This window comes from Marinobacterium rhizophilum DSM 18822 (assembly GCF_000378045.1).
GTDB lineage: Bacteria > Pseudomonadota > Gammaproteobacteria > Pseudomonadales > Balneatricaceae > Marinobacterium_A > Marinobacterium_A rhizophilum.
The window spans coordinates 1-18,946 of sequence record NZ_KB899091.1; the positions used below are offsets into that span (position 1 = coordinate 1).

General features: G+C 57.5%; 12 protein-coding genes and 2 tRNA genes. 4 read left to right on the forward strand and 10 right to left on the reverse strand.

Annotated features, from left to right (window positions below):
- Window positions 1–7: 7 nt before the first annotated feature.
- From F451_RS0103600 to F451_RS0103630, 7 genes are all read right to left on the reverse strand, one after another.
- A tRNA-Gly gene (locus F451_RS0103600) sits at window positions 8–83 on the reverse strand.
- Window positions 84–133: 50 nt separating this feature from the next.
- Window positions 134–209, reverse strand: a tRNA-Glu gene (locus F451_RS0103605).
- Window positions 210–547: 338 nt separating this feature from the next.
- Entirely contained in the window at window positions 548–937 is a 390-nt protein-coding gene (locus tag F451_RS0103610) for a response regulator (RefSeq protein ID WP_020679988.1), read from the reverse strand.
- 121 nt (window positions 938–1,058) lie between these two features.
- Window positions 1,059–4,577, reverse strand: coding sequence for an ATP-binding protein (locus F451_RS26540; protein ID WP_083928329.1), 3,519 nt, complete (start codon window positions 4,575–4,577; stop codon window positions 1,059–1,061).
- Between the two features lie 36 nt (window positions 4,578–4,613).
- Entirely contained in the window at window positions 4,614–5,999 is a 1,386-nt protein-coding gene (locus F451_RS0103620; RefSeq protein ID WP_026291477.1) for a response regulator, read from the reverse strand.
- 153 nt (window positions 6,000–6,152) lie between these two features.
- Window positions 6,153–8,747 (reverse strand): sensor domain-containing protein, encoded by a 2,595-nt coding sequence (locus tag F451_RS26545; protein ID WP_020679990.1) that lies wholly within the window; start codon window positions 8,745–8,747, stop codon window positions 6,153–6,155.
- Between the two features lie 920 nt (window positions 8,748–9,667).
- Window positions 9,668–10,564 carry a LysR substrate-binding domain-containing protein gene (locus tag F451_RS0103630; protein WP_020679991.1) on the reverse strand — a complete coding sequence of 299 codons (897 nt, stop codon included), beginning with the start codon at window positions 10,562–10,564 and terminating at the stop codon, window positions 9,668–9,670.
- A gap of 111 nt (window positions 10,565–10,675) precedes the next feature.
- On the opposite strand from F451_RS0103630, the gene F451_RS0103635 reads away from it, so the two are divergent.
- From F451_RS0103635 to F451_RS0103650, 4 genes are all read left to right on the forward strand, one after another.
- Complete coding sequence (locus F451_RS0103635) at window positions 10,676–11,881, forward strand: M20 aminoacylase family protein (RefSeq protein WP_020679992.1); 1,206 nt, start codon at window positions 10,676–10,678, stop codon at window positions 11,879–11,881.
- A gap of 36 nt (window positions 11,882–11,917) precedes the next feature.
- Window positions 11,918–12,952 (forward strand): TRAP transporter substrate-binding protein, encoded by a 1,035-nt coding sequence (locus F451_RS0103640; protein WP_020679993.1) that lies wholly within the window; start codon window positions 11,918–11,920, stop codon window positions 12,950–12,952.
- 69 nt (window positions 12,953–13,021) lie between these two features.
- On the forward strand, window positions 13,022–13,507 hold the full coding sequence (locus F451_RS0103645; protein ID WP_020679994.1) for a TRAP transporter small permease: 486 nt from the start codon (window positions 13,022–13,024) through the stop codon (window positions 13,505–13,507).
- Window positions 13,504–14,796, forward strand: coding sequence for a TRAP transporter large permease (locus tag F451_RS0103650; RefSeq protein WP_020679995.1), 1,293 nt, complete (start codon window positions 13,504–13,506; stop codon window positions 14,794–14,796). Before F451_RS0103645 ends, F451_RS0103650 begins: the two co-directional genes overlap by 4 nt.
- Window positions 14,797–15,090: 294 nt before the next feature.
- Here the strand turns inward: F451_RS0103650 and F451_RS0103655 are convergent, their stop codons facing one another.
- The 3 genes from F451_RS0103655 to F451_RS0103665 form a co-directional block, all read right to left on the reverse strand.
- Complete coding sequence (locus F451_RS0103655; protein WP_020679996.1) at window positions 15,091–16,026, reverse strand: LysR family transcriptional regulator; 936 nt, start codon at window positions 16,024–16,026, stop codon at window positions 15,091–15,093.
- A gap of 345 nt (window positions 16,027–16,371) precedes the next feature.
- Complete coding sequence (locus tag F451_RS0103660) at window positions 16,372–18,012, reverse strand: acyl-CoA synthetase (protein WP_026291479.1); 1,641 nt, start codon at window positions 18,010–18,012, stop codon at window positions 16,372–16,374.
- A gap of 112 nt (window positions 18,013–18,124) precedes the next feature.
- Complete coding sequence (locus tag F451_RS0103665) at window positions 18,125–18,925, reverse strand: enoyl-CoA hydratase (protein WP_026291480.1); 801 nt, start codon at window positions 18,923–18,925, stop codon at window positions 18,125–18,127.
- Between the last annotated feature and the right edge of the window lie 21 nt (window positions 18,926–18,946).

Genomic DNA, 18,946 nt, shown 5'->3' on the forward strand with positions numbered 1-18,946 from the left:
CGAGGATTGGAGCGGGAAACGAGACTCGAACTCGCGACCCCGACCTTGGCAAGGTCGTGCTCTACCAACTGAGCTATTCCCGCTGAACGCTTGCGCGCTTACCGCATTTTCAAAGGCCAGGCCTTGTAGAAAGTGGCGTCCCATAGGGGGTTCGAACCCCTGTTACCGCCGTGAAAGGGCGGTGTCCTGGACCACTAGACGAATGGGACGCTGCGGCCTCTTCACCAGAAGAGGCGCGTATTCTATGCGCAGGATTACGGACTGTAAACCCCTGATTTGAATTTTTATTTGCGTAGCGCGATCGGGACGCCGTTTGGCAAATCTGCATGGCGCTCAGCCCAATGCAGCGCCGCACTCGCACCGATAACCCGCACCAACCGGCGTGTCTCATGACCTGGATCCGACAATCCGAAAACACCGGCAGACCCGACAATGCGGTGCAGGCCCTGTGTCCCCAGGCCTGAGCACACTCAGCAAAATTTTCCACCGTCGCAGGCTGACGCTCGAGATAACGCTGTCGCCGTAGCTTTCACGTTTCCAGCGCGCTTTAACTGGTCTCCAGCCCACGCCAGATCAACTTCAACTGATCGGCCAGGCACATGGGATCGAATGGCTTGCTCAAAACGTCTACCGCACCAAGGGACTTATAGTGCGCGACTTCGGCGGGCTGCACCTTGGCCGTCATAAAGAGCACCGGCGTGTCGACCAGTGCGGGTATCTGGCGCAAACCCGCCAGAGTCATCGGTCCATCCAGCCCCGGCATCATGACATCAAGCAGAATAAGGTGAGGTGCAAACGCCTGCGCCTCGTCCAGCGCCTGTGCACCGCTGGCGCACACCTTCACCTCGAGTCCACCCACCATCTCCAGCGCCACCTCGGCGACGACCCTGATATCCTCGTCGTCCTCGACATACAGTACACGTTGCAACTCAGTCATTGCGTTATTCCCATTGGCGATTGATCTGACAGCCAAAACGACGTTCCTGTCTTTTAGCTGATGTGTACAGGACAGACTGTTCTGCGCATTCCATGAATGCCTGTTAGCGACCGAGATGGGACTAAGCCCCGCTCTGGGTTACTGCAAATGCCACACGCTGGCGGCGAGACTGCTCCAGCAGAGTACGCAACTGTTCCAGCAGGTCCTGTTGCGATACACGTGACTTGAGCAGAACCGCATCGACCTGCTGTGCTTCGGCAAAACTGACTTCGGTCGCGGACAATATCAGGATCTGCGGGCGCCAGGACAAACCCTTCAATTCCGGCAGCAAAGACCAGCCCGATCCATCGGGCAGCCCCAAATCCAGAATCACCAGGTCATAGGCGTCCTGCGCCAGCTTGCGTCTTGCGCTGGCCAAGGAGCCTACCCGATCGAGCCTGGCAAGCTCACTGACCATGACATTGACCACTTCACACAGATCCTTGTCGTCCTCGACATGCAGGATTCGCGGCACGGATACGGGCAGCCCCCTGGGTAACAGATGCCTGAGGCTCGCCAGCAACCGCGGCTCATCTATCGGCTTGGACATCCAGTCGACCACCGGGAAATTGCCGCCAATCTCCAGCCGCCCCTCGTCTGCAATCACCGAGACCACCAGAATGGGCAGCGGCAAGCGTCCTTCTTCCTGTTCCCATTCACGTACGTTGCGAATTATCTTGCTACCGGCAATATCCGGCAGGATAAGATCCAGCGTCATGGCGTCGTAGGTCATTGCGCGCAGCTGCGCCAGTGCCTGCTGGCCATTGAAAACAACATCACTGGCCACGCCTCCCCGTTTCAACATCATGCTGATCAGGCGCGCAATATCAGGCTCATCCTCTACCACCAGTACACGCGGCGCACCGGCAGGCAGCGGCGCATCTCGATCCGGCTCACTGCGCTGCGCCTTGAGATCGTCGAATTCAACAAAAAAACAACTGCCCTGCCCCTCGACCGAATCGAAACCTACCGAGCCGCCCATACACTCAGTCAGCTCCTTGCAGATAGAAAGTCCAAGCCCCGTCCCATCAGCCGACTTGGTATCAGATCCGTCCGCCTGGGCGAACTTTTGAAAGATACGCGCATGGAAGGACGCAGGAATACCGCGCCCCTGATCCCGTACCTCGATGCGCGCGCGCCCCTTATGGTCCCGCACCGACAGCTCGACCGTGCCGCCATGCGGTGAGAACTTGATGGCGTTGGAAATGAGATTGGCCAGAATCTGCTGAAGCCGCTTCTCGTCCGCCCTGATGAGCGGAAGCCCCCGGTAGGCATCGGACATTTTCAGCTCCACCGCATGGGTTTGGGCGTACCCCTGATTAATTTCACACGCCCGCTGCAACTGGAACGACACATCGAGCGCCTGGTAATTAAATGTCATCTTGCCGGCGGTGATTTTTTCAATATCCAGCAGGTCGTTGATCAGGTGTATAAGCCGCTGGCTATTCTTCTGGGCAATGTCCAGCAACGACGTTGCCTTGGGCGGCATCTCTCCCAGCACGCCGCCGGCCAGCAAGCCCAACGAGCCCGAAATCGACGTCAGCGGTGTGCGCAGCTCGTGACTTACCGTCGAGATAAACTCGTTTTTCATCTGCTCACTGTGCTTGGTGGCCGAAATGTCCCAGTTAGTGCCGGTCATGCGCAGTGGATGACCGGACGGGTCCCGACTCAGGATCGCAAAGGCCTTCAGCCAGCGAACCTCACCGTTTGGCAGCACAATGCGCAATTCACAATTAACCGGCTCATTCTTGTGCAGCAGCCCGTCCAGTATCTGCTGAACCCGCTGCTGATCATCCGGGTGTACCCGCTTGAGCCAGCTTTGGTAACGCCCATCGAATTCGCCGTCGGCATAGCCGTAAAGGTCATGCATAGTGGCATCCCAGACCAGGCTTCTGGTCTCAAAGGCATAATCCCAGATGCCGATTCTGGCCGCCTGGGTGGCCAGCTCCAGGCGCGCATGCAGCTGTTGCAGTCGCCGCCGTGCCCGTTTGTGCTCGCTGATATCATGCATGACAATCGCGGCCCCGAGCGGCTGACCCTGCGGACCCAGGATGGGCTGACCGCTGCACACCACGATACGCCGCGGCCGACCGACGGGGGCTATGACAACCTCGGTATCACGCACGATCTCACCCTGCTTCGCCCGCTGCAGCGGAATATCATCCTGAGTCAGAGGGCTATGTCCGTCTGCGGCATACAGACGGTAGCGCTCTACCCAATGCAGCGGATCCGGCGAGCCAGGTGCCAGACCGTGCAACTCGAACGCAGCATTGTTAAACACCGTCAGGGCACCACTTTCGTCACAGGCGACGACACCGTCGCTCAGATTGTCCAGCACGGTCTTGAGAAACTCCCGTTCCTTGACCAGCGCCTGCTCGGCGGATGCACTCGCGCTGATGTCCTGCACAATCGACCAGACCACTTCATGCCCACTGCGGTCCATCAGTTTTACGCCACTGAGAAGAACCGCAAAACGGCTGCCATCCTTGCGGGCGAATACGGATTCAACGGGGCCGAAACGCCCCGTTTCATCAAGACCGAAAGATATCTCCCGCTCAACCTGCTCGTCTGCCCCAACAGCCACCGCCGCGTAATCCAGCTTGAGAAAAGCCTCGCGACTGTAGCCGGCTGCCATCAGCAGGGCATCGTTAACGCCCAGAAAGCGCCGACGGGCCACATCCGTCAGGACAATTCCCACCGGGGTCAGGTCAAACAGCGCCTGCAAACGGGACTCGGTTACGCCCAGCTGAGTTTCAACCTGGCGCCACCTCGATACGTCCGCTTCTTGCTGGCGAAATGCCTGGTATAGGCTGCAGAGCACGCCCGCCAGCAAGGCGAGGTAACTGAGTATCTTGACAACATGAGCACTGACAAAAGTGGCATCAAACAGCGTTTCGGAAAACGGCATAATCAACAGCTGTGAAAAACTGCTCAGCAGTATCGTAATCACCAGCCAGTACTCGAAACGGTCGTGCGGCCAACACCGGTCACGCCAGAGTCCCCATAACGCCAGCAGAAAAAAGGCCCCGGGAATGAATTCTTCCGGCCGGTATACCGGTGCGAATTCCCACAGGCTCCCCGGCACCGGCAGCAGCGAAAAAATCACGAAGAAGCCGAAAGTCACCACTGCTGTCATGATATAAACCGGCGCTGCCAGCCGTTTGGGATCGAGCTGCAGCCCCCGGGATGCGGCGCGCAATCGCCACCACACCAACAACAGAACAGATAAATAAAACCGTGAGGCCGACTCGCTCCAGCGCGCCAGTTGCTCCAGTGATGACGGGGCACCGGATTCGACGCCGGACGCGCTTAACAAACAATGGGAAGCATCAAGCAGGCCGGCGCCCACAAGACCTGCGCCCAGCACCAGAAAACCGATCTCGGGACGGCTGTAGAAACGCACCAGTGCAATGCCGCCAGTCACCAGCGCCAGGACTGTCGCCGCCAGCTCAATCAGCGTATGTGCCAGCGCACTGCCGCCACTGGAGCCCGCCAACAGTACGCCCGAATAGCCGCCAAGCACTCCTAAAGACAGCAGCACAAACCAGACAGAACTCCAGCGCGCTCCAGCCTCTGTATCATCCCTGTATGGCCCACTCATTCCATTGCACCTCAAATCCCGCTGGACAGACGCCACTCACTTCGGCTGAACGATCACAAGTGCCTGACAGGGTTTCCCGCTCGCATCCGAAAACGGCGTAATCGTGCTTGCTACTGCAATGTTCCGCCCATCGCGATGGGGCAGCAGCACCTCGCCGTGCCAGGTTTCGTCCACCGCGAGACACATCGTTATCGGATCGTGCAGCCGCTGGGAGAGCTCCGACATGCCCGTGAAATGCTGGTCGTTCGCGTCATCGTAGCCGAGCAGCGCACGCAGCCTGGCGTTCACCGACGTTAGTTTGCCCTTGCCATCAGCACACGCCAGCGCGACACCACGGGCCATACCATCCAGCAGCCGTTCATGTTCATACGCCAGCGCCTGGTAGTGCGCACCGAGCAAACGCATCCGCCGGGCTCGCCATGCCCTCGCGCGCACCGCAGCCAGCAACGCCACCGCACGGATTGGCTTGTGCAGAAAGTCGTCTCCCCCCATGCTCAGCGCCATCAGTTGTTCTGCTTCACTCTTTTCTGCAGACATGAACAGGATTGGCAGAAAGGCAAACTGATCTTCTTCTCGCAGAATGGCCGCGATCTCAGGTCCGCTGGCCTGCTTCATGGACATATTCAGCAGCAACAGATCCGGGCTGAAGCTGCGCAACGTATCCAGCGTATCCAGTGGCTGATTAACGATCTCTACACTCATGCCTGCCCCGCGCAGAGGTCGTGCCGTCAATGCTGCCTGCTTCTCGTCATCGTCCACCACCATGACACGGTAAGGCTCCGCTGGCCTGCGCAAGGAAAGCTCGTCCACCAGCTCAAACAGCCGGGACGGCTGGACCGGTTTGGTGAGATAACGGGAGGCGCCGGCACGAAACGCCGCCAGGCGCGCAGCAATATCGTCGCGGGCGGACAAAAAGACCACCGGCGGCGAACATTCCACCGTCGCCAGCAATTCAACCACCGCCTCCGCGCCGGCCTGCAGCCGTTCGGCGAACACCATGTCGGCCAATACCAGGTCAGCCCGCTGCCCTGCCAGCCAGGCATCCCGGAACGCTGCGGTTTCCTCAAATACGCTGACGTCATATCCATGGGTTTCGAGCAACGCCCGCAGCATGGCTGCCTGCTCCACATCATCCTCAAGCACGTGAATACAGGGTTTGGCAATGTCAAATGCGTCCAGCGGACATGAGGCTGTCCGTTCCAGGCCAAGGTCGGCAAGGGTACCTCCATACCCATAGCGCTGATGAGGGCTGTTCAGGGGCACGTCTTTCAATGCTCCCAACATGCCAACCCAAACCGCCCATTCGGCCTGGGTGGGTCCTGCGGAACTCCAGCCCTCGACAAAGTCGAGCAGACAACGGGCCTTCTTGCCCAGCGCCGGCTGTCCAAAGGTACCCGCAGCTCCCACGAGACTATGCAGCAACCGGCAAAGCTCCTGAACCGGGCCCGCTTGCCAGGATGCGGGCCCCAAGCGCGCGGACTGTGCACAAATAGCCCGAATACGCGCGGGTAACCGCTCAAGAAAACCCAGGGCGAGAACATCCAGTGTCTTTTCACTCTCCATAAGCGCACCCGGTTAATTAACCTTGGTCTCAAAACGCATGACGCCGCCGCTCACAGCAGCGATATCAAGCCACTCCCTCAACACCACTTCGGCAGGCTCTGGCTTTGCGTAAAAATATCCCTGCAGGCGATCGCAGCCTCGTTGACGCAGAAAATCGGCCTGCACCTGGGTCTCGACACCCTCGGCAACAACCCGCAGATTGAGGCTCCTGGCAATACCAAGAATGGCCTCAACGATGGCGGCATCATTATTTCCTTCCGCCAGATCCCGCACGAAACTTCGATCGATTTTAAGTTCACTCAGCGGCATCTGCTTGAGTCGGACCAGGTTGGAATAGCCCGTGCCAAAATCATCAATGGAAAACTGCAGCCCCAGCCGCGCCAGTTCCGCCATGACACCCACGACGTCGCCCATATCGTCACCCAGCAGGCTCTCGGTTATCTCCAGCACAAGGTGTGCAGGGTTTGCCCCCGTTTGCTGCAAAGTGTCACTGATAGTCTGCACAAAACCCGCCTGACGGAACTCTCGCAGGCTGATATTGATCGAAACCGGCAGTGCATGACCCGATCCACTGAGTCGAACACTGAGCTTGCACACTTCATTGAATATCCAGGCGCCGAGCTCCACGATAAGCCCGGATTCTTCCGCCACCGGTATAAAATGCGCCGGCGGGATAAAGCCCCGCACCGGATGGCACCACCTTGTCAGCGCCTCCGCCGCGACCACCTGGCCATCCCGGTTAACCTGGGGCTGCAGAAAGACGAACAATTCACCGTGGCGCAGCGCCTGTCGCAGATCGCGTTCCAGGTCCGCAAACTCCTGCACCTGCAACTGCATGCCCGCTTCGAAAAATGTGATTTCCCCCAGTCCCTTCACCTTGCTGCGATAGAGCGCTATGTCGGCCTGGCGTAACAGGTCTTCCGCCGTTTCAAGCCCCTTGGGCAGGAGCGTGATTCCCATCGACGCCTGCAAGTGATGCTGGTAACCATCAATATCAAAAGGCTCGCGTAACGCCAGTGACAATTTGTCCGCCAGGCGGCGCACGCTACGCGACACATTGGGAGAAAGGCTTGTGCCGACATCGGGCAGCAACACCACAAACTCGTCACCGCCAAGCCTGGCCACGGTGTCCTGCTTTCGAACGAGCTGCTGCAGACGCTGCGACAATACTTTAAGCGCCGCATCACCCACTCTGTGGCCAAAGACATCATTCACCCGCTTGAAGTGATCCAGGTCGACAAAAATCATAGCCGACACCCGCCGATGCCGACGCCCGGAGGCCAGTACCATATCCAGGCGATCGAGCAGCAGGCGGCGATTTGGCAACCCGGTCATCGGGTCAAAAAAGGCCATCTGATGGAGCATCGCCTCGCTGTCCCTGCGCTCGGTGACATCCTTCAATACGGTCACATACTGCGTAATTTCGCCCCGCGTATCCCGTAGCGCCGAAGACGTTATTTCCGCCACGAAGCTGCTGCCATTCTTGCGCCGCAGTACAGACTCCCCTTCAAAGCTACCGCACGACAGCAGCTCCCGACACCACTGCCCCCAGCCGCCCTCAGCATCCTCAATACAATGCAGTTCAGAGACATGCCGGCCCACTATATCGCTGCGGCCAAACCCGGTCTGAGATTCAAAGCACTCATTAATATCCGCCACCTGACCCTGGGCACCCATTATTGCCATGGCCAGGTTGGCCTGAGTCAAGCCGAGGTTCAATGCCCGCAGGCGCTCCCTGTCGTGGCGCAACTGCACAGCCTGTGCCGCGGCACTGGCCGCAACCGCCACCACTTCGTCAACAGCAACAGGCTCTAATGGAACCGAGCGAAGATAGATATCAATGCACCCCAGCACCTTTCCGACACGGGCAACCGGATACGACAGGCTGGTTACAAAGCCCAGCGACAGCAGCACCTGAGGGCACGCCCCCCAGTTCGACACCGTGGCAATATTGTCCACCCGCATGGGTGCCGCCCGCTGAACCGCAAGGGCTGCGGGTCCTGATATTCCCTGCGGGGCCATAGCATCAATCGCATCAAGGTAACCCCCTGACAACCCGGCCTGTGCGACACGGCGCAACCGACGGCCATCCTCGCTCAACAGCTGAACACAGACGCCCGTTCCCGGCAGCACAGACACCAGTTCATCTGCCAAAGACGCCAGCTGGTCCGACAGTGGCTTGACCTGAATGACCGGGTCCAGAATGAAAGCGCGCAACCGCAACAGTGCACGATGGCGCCGCTCATCCGTTATATCGGTAAAAAACCAGGCAAAGCCTGCCGGCGGCGCATCATGCTCTTGCAGCGGTTGGCTTTGCAGCCGCACCCAGCGCGCAGCACCTGCTGGTGGGTAAAACGGAATTTCGATATCGAAGGAGACGCCACGGGATTGCGCGGTTTTCAATTGAATGAACGGATTCAGCTCCGTCGCAGAAGCATCAAAAAAGGACTCAGCCGCACGGCTCAGTGCATCCTGCTCTGCGCAGCCGGACAGTGCGCAAAAAGCCTCATTGACCCACAGGAGCTTTCCTTCAGGCGAAATAACCATCACTGCATAAGGGGCCAGCGTCAGCGCTCGATAAAAGGAATCCGCCTGAGCATGCAGCAATGTAAACTCTCCCTGTTACCTCATCCCAGACGCAGAATGAAGAACTCAATCCCCTTCATTGACGCTCGTAACCCGTCAGGCAGGCTCAGAAGCATCACGCCTTGAGATGCTGATCTGAAGGATAGTCCGCTATCCTTACGGGGCTATCCTTCCCCCACAAAAGTTGGCACGAATGCACCAACAGACTGCGTTTGCAGGCTCATACCGATGCGCAGCCAATGATGACACCCTCCTGCGTCATCCGCTTGACCGCCGGATTTATACCAGCAATATAGCGCCCATTGTGCGCACAGTCCCGCACCCGAACGACGCCGCCTGGCTAATCGGCCCGCTACCCCATGCCAGCGACTCGCCTGGCGCACCGGGGTCCAGGACATTCGCACACAAACTCCGGTTATCGCCCTGCTTATGGGTGCGCGCTCAAACATTTAACAGCACTGCTGTGCCAGCCGAGCATACAAAAAGCTTACGCACGATGCGGATGAATCATGGAGCTCACGATAGCCCGCATCATCTAGCAGCATAGGCGTTAAAGTGTAGACAAAAACGCAAGCAAGGCGACTGCGGACGCGCCGTACTGAAAACAGGAATTCATTTGGGTTTCGTCGCAGGTCCCCCAGCACCAAAGCCCAGCGTTACTCCATTCAACAAGAGCGATTGCGATTCCAGGTCACGCACAACGACCCTGTAAAACGGCCAAAACCCCACATAAACCACGCAATGCGGCACTACGGATGCTCGAATACCGTATTACCGAATACAGCTCACAAGCCCTTGCTGATTCCACCGTCTAATCCCGTACCGTTGCTACAGGTAGAGTGGTGACTCTTCGAGTGGTGCTACCCAGACACGGATGACCCCCGCTCCGTGATCCGCCGGTGCTGCAGAGGGTATCTGCCGGGCGAGAGAGTTGACCCTCGTTAATTCTGCGTCGTAGCCACACGTTTAATGAAGGTTTCCAGCAGTTGGGCGGCCGGCGTCAGCGGTACGCCGCGCACCCGGATAATGCCCAGCGTGGACGCCGGTGGTAACGGCGCTATCCTGAACGGGACGATACCGGTGCTGCTCAGAGGGTCTTCCAGTAACCGGGCCGGACCATAGCCGACAAGGTCCGTGCGGCGCATCATCTCGAGCATGAGCATCGGCGACGTGCATTGCACGATTTTTTTCGGATGCGGCCATCCCTGATCATCGAGCCAGTGCAGCAGGTGGTTGGAGCTGCTGCCGATTGTCAGATTCAGTACCCACCTGGCCTCGAGCAGTTCGGACCATTGCGTCGCTTCCGCCAGCGGATGCCCGCTGCGTCCAGCGATGCAGGACAGCACATTGCATAGCGGGGTGAAGGAGAGTTCGCTCGGCAACTCGTATTGCGTGGCAATCGCCACGCCAAAGTCCAGCCGGCCTTCGATCAAATCAGGCACGATACCGGTCAGTAGGCCCTCCGTCAGCGTCAGTGTTGCATCAGGCAGCGCACGTACGAACTGTTGATATACTGCGGGGAAAACCGTCGTTGCCAGCACCGGTGTAATCCCGATCGTGATATTGGCGCCGCTGCCGCCGCTGATCTGCCGTACTTCATCCCGGGCGCGATCAATCGTTTCAAGTATCAGGCGCGCCCTTTTCAGCAGCGCAGTGCCTGCGGGCGTGAACGCGACCCCTCGATAACTGCGCACCAGCAGTTCAGCGCCGACGTCCTCTTCCAGTTCTCGCATGGCCCGGGTCAGTGCGCTCTGGCTGATATTCATCTCACGCGCGGCAGCCCGGATCGAGCCGCTGTCCGCGACCCGGACGAATGCCGTGATGTGCTGATGCTTCATGACTTGGTGATCTCAAATTGTGTTCACCTAGTCGATATTAGTGTCTTTTAGGAATCACATAAAGGCGTATAACTATTCCAATCCTGATTCAAAACGTAGGTATAGCCGCCAATGTCATTCGCCAATCTTGACTTGAAAGCCATGAAAGAATGGCGTCGGGCCATCCACCAGAACCCTGAACTGGGTTTTGAGGAATTTAATACCAGCCGTCTGGTCACCGATTGTCTGCGCAGCTGGGGATATGAAGTGCATACGGGCCTCGCGGTCACAGGGGTCGTGGGACAGCTGGTGTTCGGTGACGGTAGCGGTCCTCGCCTAGGCCTGCGAGCCGACATGGATGCACTGCCTCTGCAGGAGCAGACGAGCCTGCCCTGGCAGAGCCGCACGCCCGGCAAGATGCATGCCTGCGGCCACGATGGCCACACCGCCATTCTGCTCGGCGCCGCAAAGGCGTTGGCCGGGTCGCATGCCACCGGCACCGGAATGGGCAACGGCACGCTTAACCTGATCTTCCAGCCCGCCGAAGAAGTCGGCGGCGGCGGTGGTGCACAGCGCATGATGGAAGAGGGACTCTTCGACCGCTTCCCCTGTGATGCGGTGTTTGGCCTGCACAACATGCCCGGTACGCCGGTGGGTCAGTGCTTCTTCCGCAGCGGGCCGTTCATGTGCTCTTCGGATAAAGTGAACATCCGCTTCACCGGCAAGGGCGGTCATGGTGCGATGCCGCAACTGGCGCTGGACCCGACCCAGCCGCTGGCGGCCACGGTACAGGGTCTGCAGTCCCTGATCGGCCGCAATATTGATCCTCTGCACTGCGGTGTGATCAGTGTCGGCCGAATAGCCGCCGGCGAAAGCTACAACATCATTCCGGAGCAGGCGGAGCTGGATCTCAGCGTGCGGGCACTCCAGCCACAGGTGCGGGACATCCTGTGCCAACGCATCAAGGCGCTTGCCGAACATCAGGCCCAGGCATACGACTGTACCGTACAGATCCGCTATGAGGCTGGGTATCCGGTGCTCATCAATAGCGAAGCGGAAACACGGCTGGTCGAGGCCGTGGCGATCGAAGTATTCGGCGTCGATAACGTCGACGCGAATGGCGCGCCGCTGACCGCCAGTGAAGACTTCGCCTACATGCTGGAGCAGGTGCCGGGTTGCTATCTGATGATCGGCAACGGCGACAACGGATATACCGATGGAGCACGCCTGGGCCCCTGCAGTGTCCATAACCCTCATTACGATTTCAACGATGAATGTCTCAGCGGCGGCGGTCAACTATGGGTAAAACTGGCTGAGCGCTACTTTTCCCGTCGATAACCAACGGGTCCTCTCAAAAGTCAAAAGGTGGTCACAATGAACGCAAAAACAAAAAAAATCATCCGCAACCTGTGCGCGGCTACCTTAACCTCAGCGCTGGCGCTGACGGCTCAGGCAACGACCCTGACGATGTCGAACTGGGTTCCTCCAACCCATTTCATCACGACGAATATCCTTCAGGTGTGGGCGGACCGGGTCGAGGAAGCGACCGAGGGCCGTGTTAAGGTACGCACACTGCCCAAGCCGGTCGGAAGTCCCCCGCAGCACTGGGAACTGGCGCGTAAAGGAATCGCCGACATCACCTGGGGCAACTTCACCTATGAGCCGGATCGCTTCAAGGCGGTCTGGTTCGCTGAAATGCCGTTCAATGGCGACAATGCCGAGGCAGCGTCCGTTGCGCTCTGGGATACCTATGAGAAGTACCTCAGCGCTAACCCGACGTTTGCCGGCGTTCAGGTGCTGGGGGTCGGCTCGCTGGGCGCGGGCGTGATCAACCACAGCAGCAAGGATATTGTCACGCCGCAGGATCTGGAAAACCAGAAAATCCGCATGGGCGGTCCGATTCAGAAGCGACTGATCGAAGAGCTGGGTGCTGTACCGATTGCGGCGCCTGCCACCAAGGCCTATGAACTGCTCGAGAGTGGCGTTCTGGACGGTTCACTGCACACACTGGAGTCGGTGGTCAATTTCCGACTGAGCGAGCAGCTGCCACATCAAACCCTGATTCCAGGCGGTTTCTATGATGCCACCTTCTTTCTGGCGATGAACGAGCGAAAGTGGAAGAAACTGTCGGAAGATGATCGTCAGGCGATCATGAAGGTGTCCGGCGAAGTGTTCGCTAAGCTCTGGGGGCACGAATTCCAGCGCGAGATTGACGACGCCGCGGTTACCCTGCAAGAAGCCGGTCATCACTTTTCTGCGCCCTCCCCCGAACTACTCGAGAAGATCCGTTCAGCACGAGACAAAATGATGCAGGAATGGGCTGCACAAGGTGCCGAATTTGGTGTCGACCAGCCGATGGAGATGGTCGACTTCCATCGCAAGCGTTATCTCGAGTTGACCGGTGAATAAACCGGACGGGCTGCCCGCGCGGCAGCCCTTGTTTCAGCGCTGCTGATCCTGGCTAATATCGAGAAAATCATGCATTCACTTATTCACCGCATCCGCCGCAGCATAGAGACATTACTGATTCTGTCGCTGCTGTCCATGGTGCTGCTGACCTTTGCGGATGTCATCGGACGCCGCTTTTTCAATCTGCCGATCTACGGCGCACACGACATTACCGAGCACATGATGGCGGTGATCATATTCTGCGGCCTGCCGCTGCTGACATCCGCTCGCGGACATCTGGCGGTGGACCTGTTCGACCGCTTCCTCATGGCCGATGCGATGCGCTGGTGGAGGGGGCTGATCAGTGTGCTGATCTCGCTGACGCTGCTGCTGGTCGGCTATCAGTTCGCACTGGCGACATTGGAAGCCAGCCAGATCCAGGAGGTCAGCCAGGAACTGCTGATACCGCGCAGCTACATGTATGCACTGATCAGCCTGAGCTGCCTGATCAGTGCGCTGGCCAGCGTTCTGCCCCCCTACCGCAGCAGCGATATTCACCCGGAGGACGCGCTATGATGACCGGAATGGTAGCCCTCGCGGCGGTATTGATACTTGCGTTCCTGCGCGTACCGCTGGCATTTTCGTTACTTGTCGTTTCGATTACCGGTATCGGTCTGGAGCTGGGATTCGATGCGTCCCTGACGCTGATCTCGATGACCATCTCCGAGGCGGTCTTCTCCTATGAGCTTGCGGTGGTGCCGCTGTTCATTCTGATGGGGAATATCCTGTCGCGAACCGGGATTGCCGCTGATCTGTTCCGTGCGGCCAATGCGTACCTCGGTCATGTTCGAGGCGGCCTGGCCCTTTCGACCATGGTGACCTGCGCGGGATTCAGCGCGGTCTGCGGTTCCAGCCTGGCGACGGCGGCGACCATGTCGAAGGTGGCCTATCCGAGCATGAAGCAGTACGGCTATTCGGACTCGCTGGCATCGGCATCGATTGCTGCCGGCGGAACCCTCGGTATCCTGATACCGCCGTCGATCATATTGATGATCTACGGCATCCTCACCCAGACCAACATAGGGCATCTGTTCATTGCGGGCGTGGTTCCCGGCATTCTGGGACTGACGTTCTATATGCTGGCGATCTACGCCGTGGCCATTTTACGCCCGGGCGATGCACCGCGAGGCGCAAAGTCGAGCGCGCACGAGAGACTCAGCACGCTCAAAGGCGTCTGGCCCTTTTTTCTGCTCTTCGTGCTCATTATCGGCGGCATCTACGCCAAGGTGTTCACCGCCACGGAGGCCGCCGGCATGGGCGCAGGATTTGCCCTGCTGATCTCGCTGGTGCAGCGGCGCATGACCTGGACGGACTTCAGGCACATCTTCCTGGAATCCGCATTCACGTCGGTGATGCTCTACAGCGTGCTGTTCGGCGCCATGATGTTCGCCAAACTGATCGCATTTTCAGGGCTCGGCGAGGGACTGCTGGAGATGGTCGAAAGCTCAGGACTCAGCTCCTACCAGCTGATTTTCGCCATCCTTGCCGTCTTTCTTGTGCTCGGCTGCGTCATGGACTCACTGGCAATTATCTTGATCTGCGTGCCGCTGTTCATGCCAATCGTCGTCGCCAACGGCTTCGACCTGATCTGGTTTGGCATCGTTGTGGTAGTGGTCACCGAAATCGCATTGATCACACCACCCATCGGCATGAACGTCTTCGTGCTGAAAGCGACGCTGCCTGAGGTGGCTTTCAAGGACATCTTCAAAGGTCTGGTGCCCTTTATCGGCGTCGACCTGGTGCGTCTGCTGCTGCTGGTCTTCTTCCCGAGCATCACACTGCTGCTGGTTGAATGGATGAAATAACCACGCCGCAGCTATTGGTGGATGTGCAAGCAGGCTTGTCTCAAGCCTGCTTGCACATTGCTGCTTTTCGCTCGGAAACCTTTCGCCGTGAGCCTGCCTTGCTAAACAGAACGACCGGATGAACTCTAATAATAGCTGGCACTAAAACAGGGAGGTTTACAGCGCACCTTCAGGGAATACTTCCGGGTCGGGTTCATGGCTCCATCCTCTGAATGCCTGGAGTCTTCGGTAACGCCGGGGCGGGTCAGAACCAGGTGTCACGCGCGATTAAGACTATTTGTCACTTTCTCGCCTTCACGCATCAGGTACGCTGATTTCTTCCAACAGCCACTCGCGAAACTCTCTGGCGATGGGGCGTTCAATGTTTAAACCGGCACTGACAACATAATACGCTTGGGCGCATCTGAGCGGATGATCAATCACCACTTCTAACTTGCCCGAATCCAGCTCCGTATGCAGCAGTTCTTTAGAACCCAAAAGGAGCCCCTGACCGGAGACGGCAGTTTCCAACGCCAGCAGGCCATTACCAAACTGCAGCACCTTAAAGGACTCCAGATCCTCACCGCCCTGCTGTCGAAACCATTCTCGCCACCCGCAAAGATCCTCAAAGCGAGCCAAGGTGCGATCGCATAATAGCGGGGGGGCATTCGACGATGCCATGATCTCATTAGCTGAGACCATGCCCGGCTTGCACATGGGAAAAAGATCAAGATTCATCAAGCACTGTGGTTCCAGATCTTCATAGTCTCCATAACCCAATCGCACCGAAACATCGATTCCCGCCCGTTTCAGTTGCGACACGCCAAATCCGCTTCCCCGAGCCTGATCGACCGAATGCAAGCTTGCCTGCAGTCGCACCTCAGCTTCGGGGCAGCGGGCATAAAAGCGATGCAGGCGCGGCACGATCCATTTCGTGGCGAACAGAGGCTCAGCACAGACCGTGATGACTCTGCGCTCTTCGCCGTACAAGCGAATTTTATCAACGGCATCAGCCAGGACCTGGAAGCCTTCATGCAACTCTGGCAATGACGCGCGGGCGGCTGGCGTAAGGCTGACGCGACGATGATGTCGAACGAACAGCTCAACCCCCAGATACTCCTCCAGCGCTTTGACTTGGTGACTGATGGCGGCCGGGGTGACGTGCAGCTCCTTCGCGGCTTTGGCAAAGCTTTTGGTTCGGGCGGCAACCTCAAAATAAGAGAGTGCAATCAGAGGGGGAAGTCGTGACATAACAAGTACTCTCAAGAGCAACTGCGCACTTTTGAAAGCGCGCAGTTGCTACCATATGACTCGCCACATACTAGCATAGAACCTGAATGGCCCTGCCCTTCCCGCGCGGCTATTTACCTGATGTGCAAATAGGTTTCCTACCTATTTGCACGTTATGTACAGGGAGTATGGTATGCGCGTACGCCAAGAGGCGCAGGAGCGGCCACACCCCGGAAAAGGGCGCAGGTGCGCGGAGATGCAGGTTTTCGTGGTGTTCGCATTGGCCTGCGGCCAATGATGAAGCATCCCTGCTTCATTATATGAACCCGCCGGGTTATTATTCAACGACTCCGCTCTTGGGTTGATTTAGCTCGATTGTGCTGCAGCGAGTTGCTGACGCAGTACGAACTTCTGGATTTTTCCTGTTGAGGTCGTTGGTATACGCTCAAAGATAATTTTCTTCGGCGCCTTGAAGCGGCTCATGTTTTCCCGACAGAAATCGATCAGCGCCTGCTCCGTCAGTTCGCTACCGTGGCGCAGCTGCACGAACGCTGCAGGGACTTCGCCCCACTTTTCATCCGCCAAAGGTACGACCGCAGCGAGCTCTACATCCGGGTGGCGCTGGATAACATCCTCAACCTCCAGGGACGAAATATTCTCTCCGCCCGAAATGATGACATCTTTCGAACGGTCGGAAATCTTGATGTAGCCATCTGCATGCACGACCGCCAAGTCTCCGGTATGAAACCAGCCTCCGGCAAATGCTTCTTCGGTTGCCGACTCGTTACGCAGGTACCCCTTCATGACAATGTTGCCCCGGAACATGATTTCACCCACCGTCTTGCCATCGGCGGGAACCGGCTCCAGCGTTTTTGGATCAAGCACCACGACCTCCTCCTGCAGCGGGTAGGTCACACCCTGCCGTCCGTTGAGCTGGATCCGTTCTTCCAGGGTGCGATCAGCCCAGTCATCCTGCTTGACGCATACGGTGGCAGGACCATAGGTTTCAGTCAGACCGTAGACATGGGTAAGCTCGACCCCAATTCGCTCCATCTTCTCCAGCACCGCCGCCGGTGGCGCCGCTCCGGCAATCAGACCGGAAACTTTGTGCTCGATGGGTGAGGACTGGACTGATGCTGCCTCGGCGATCATCGAATGTACAATCGGAGCACCACAATAGTGAGTGACACGATGCTGCTTGATCAGTTGCAGAATCAGCTCCGGATCGACCTTGCGCAAACAGATGCTCGTTCCGCCAATCGCGGCCAGAGTCCAGGGGAAGCACCAGCCATTGCAATGAAACATTGGCAAGGTCCACAGGTAGACGACATTAGAGGCCAACCCCCAGGAAAGGACATTACTCACCGCATTCAGATAGGCACCACGATGGTGTGTTACCACGCCCTTTGGATTGCCTGTTGTCCCCGAGGTGTACCCTAATGCAATTGCATCCCACTCATCGAGCGGTGGCTGACACTCAGACAAGTCCGATTGCTCGGCAAGCAATCCTTCATATTCAAGATCGCCGATAGGTGAGCCTTTTCCGTAGCTCGGATCGGAAACGTTAATTACGATAGGCGCCGCACGCTCTAGCATCGACAGTGCTTTTTCTACGACACTTGCATACTCCGGATCCACCAGCAAAAGCCGAGTACGACTGTGATCGAGAATAAAGGCAACCGCTTCGGCATCCAGGCGAGTATTGATCGAATTCAGGACAGCCCCTGTCATGGGCACACCGAAATGCGCCTCGTACATTGCGGGTACATTTGGCAGCATAACTGAGACAGTATCGCCCCTTGAAATATCATACTCCTTTAGAACAGAGGCTAACTGACGGCAACGTCGATAGGTTTGGCCCCAGGTATATGTTGTGTCGCCATATACTACAGCCGCTCTGTCAGGGTAAACTGCCGCAGCCCGCTTGATAAAGCTAAGCGGAGAGAGCGCCACATGATTAGCTGGTGTTTTTTCGAGTGCCTGATTAAATTCGCATAACCCGTTCATAGTATTTTTACTCTTATTTTCTAACGATAAAATAGACCAGAATTAATTCAGGCTACGTCTTTTTACCCAATAGCGGACAGATAAGCTTTCCGAAAGCGAGCACGACTGGCTTTTAACGAGTCGGCTGCTCCCAGGTCGGCTTCCGCTTTTCCAGGAAAGCATCAATACCTTCTCCCGCATCGGGGCTCATCATGTTCTCGGCCATCACATTGCCTGCAAAATCATAGGCCTCGGACAACGACATCTGCCTTTGCGGGTTGAACATGGATTTACCATATCGAACGGCAGACGGGCTTTTGCTCAGAATCTTCTCCACTTTCGCAGCAACAGCATCGTCCAGCTCAGCGTCGTCCACTACACTGCTAATCAGCCCCCAATCCAGCGCCGTTTCTGCATCAATAACATCACCGGTCACCAGCATATCAAAGGCTCGTTTGGCCGAGACACTTCTTGAAAGCGCAACAGCAGGCGTTGAACAGAACAATCCAACGTTGATTCCCGGCACGGCGAAGCGAGCTGATCTGGCCGCGATAACCAGATCACAGCTGGCGACCAGCTGACAGCCGGCGGCAGCGGCTATACCGCCAACTTTTGCGATAACCGGAACGGGCAGCTCTACGATACTCTGCATCATTTTGCCGCAACGCTTGAACAATGCCTGATAATATTCCCGTTCAGGATGTGAGCGCATTTCCTGCAGATCATGGCCCGCGCAGAAGCCGCGACCTTCAGCGCTAATAACCACACACCGAACACTGGGATCCTCTGCAATATCATCCAGCTGATCTTGCAAGGCAGCCAACATCGCCTCAGACAGCGTATTTAATTTATCCGGCCGATTAAGAGAAAGAAAGACCGCACCATTACTGTCGGTTCTAAGCAGAATGTCGTCTTTTGGTGAATTCATAGTCATACTTTCTCTCCTCGAAACATC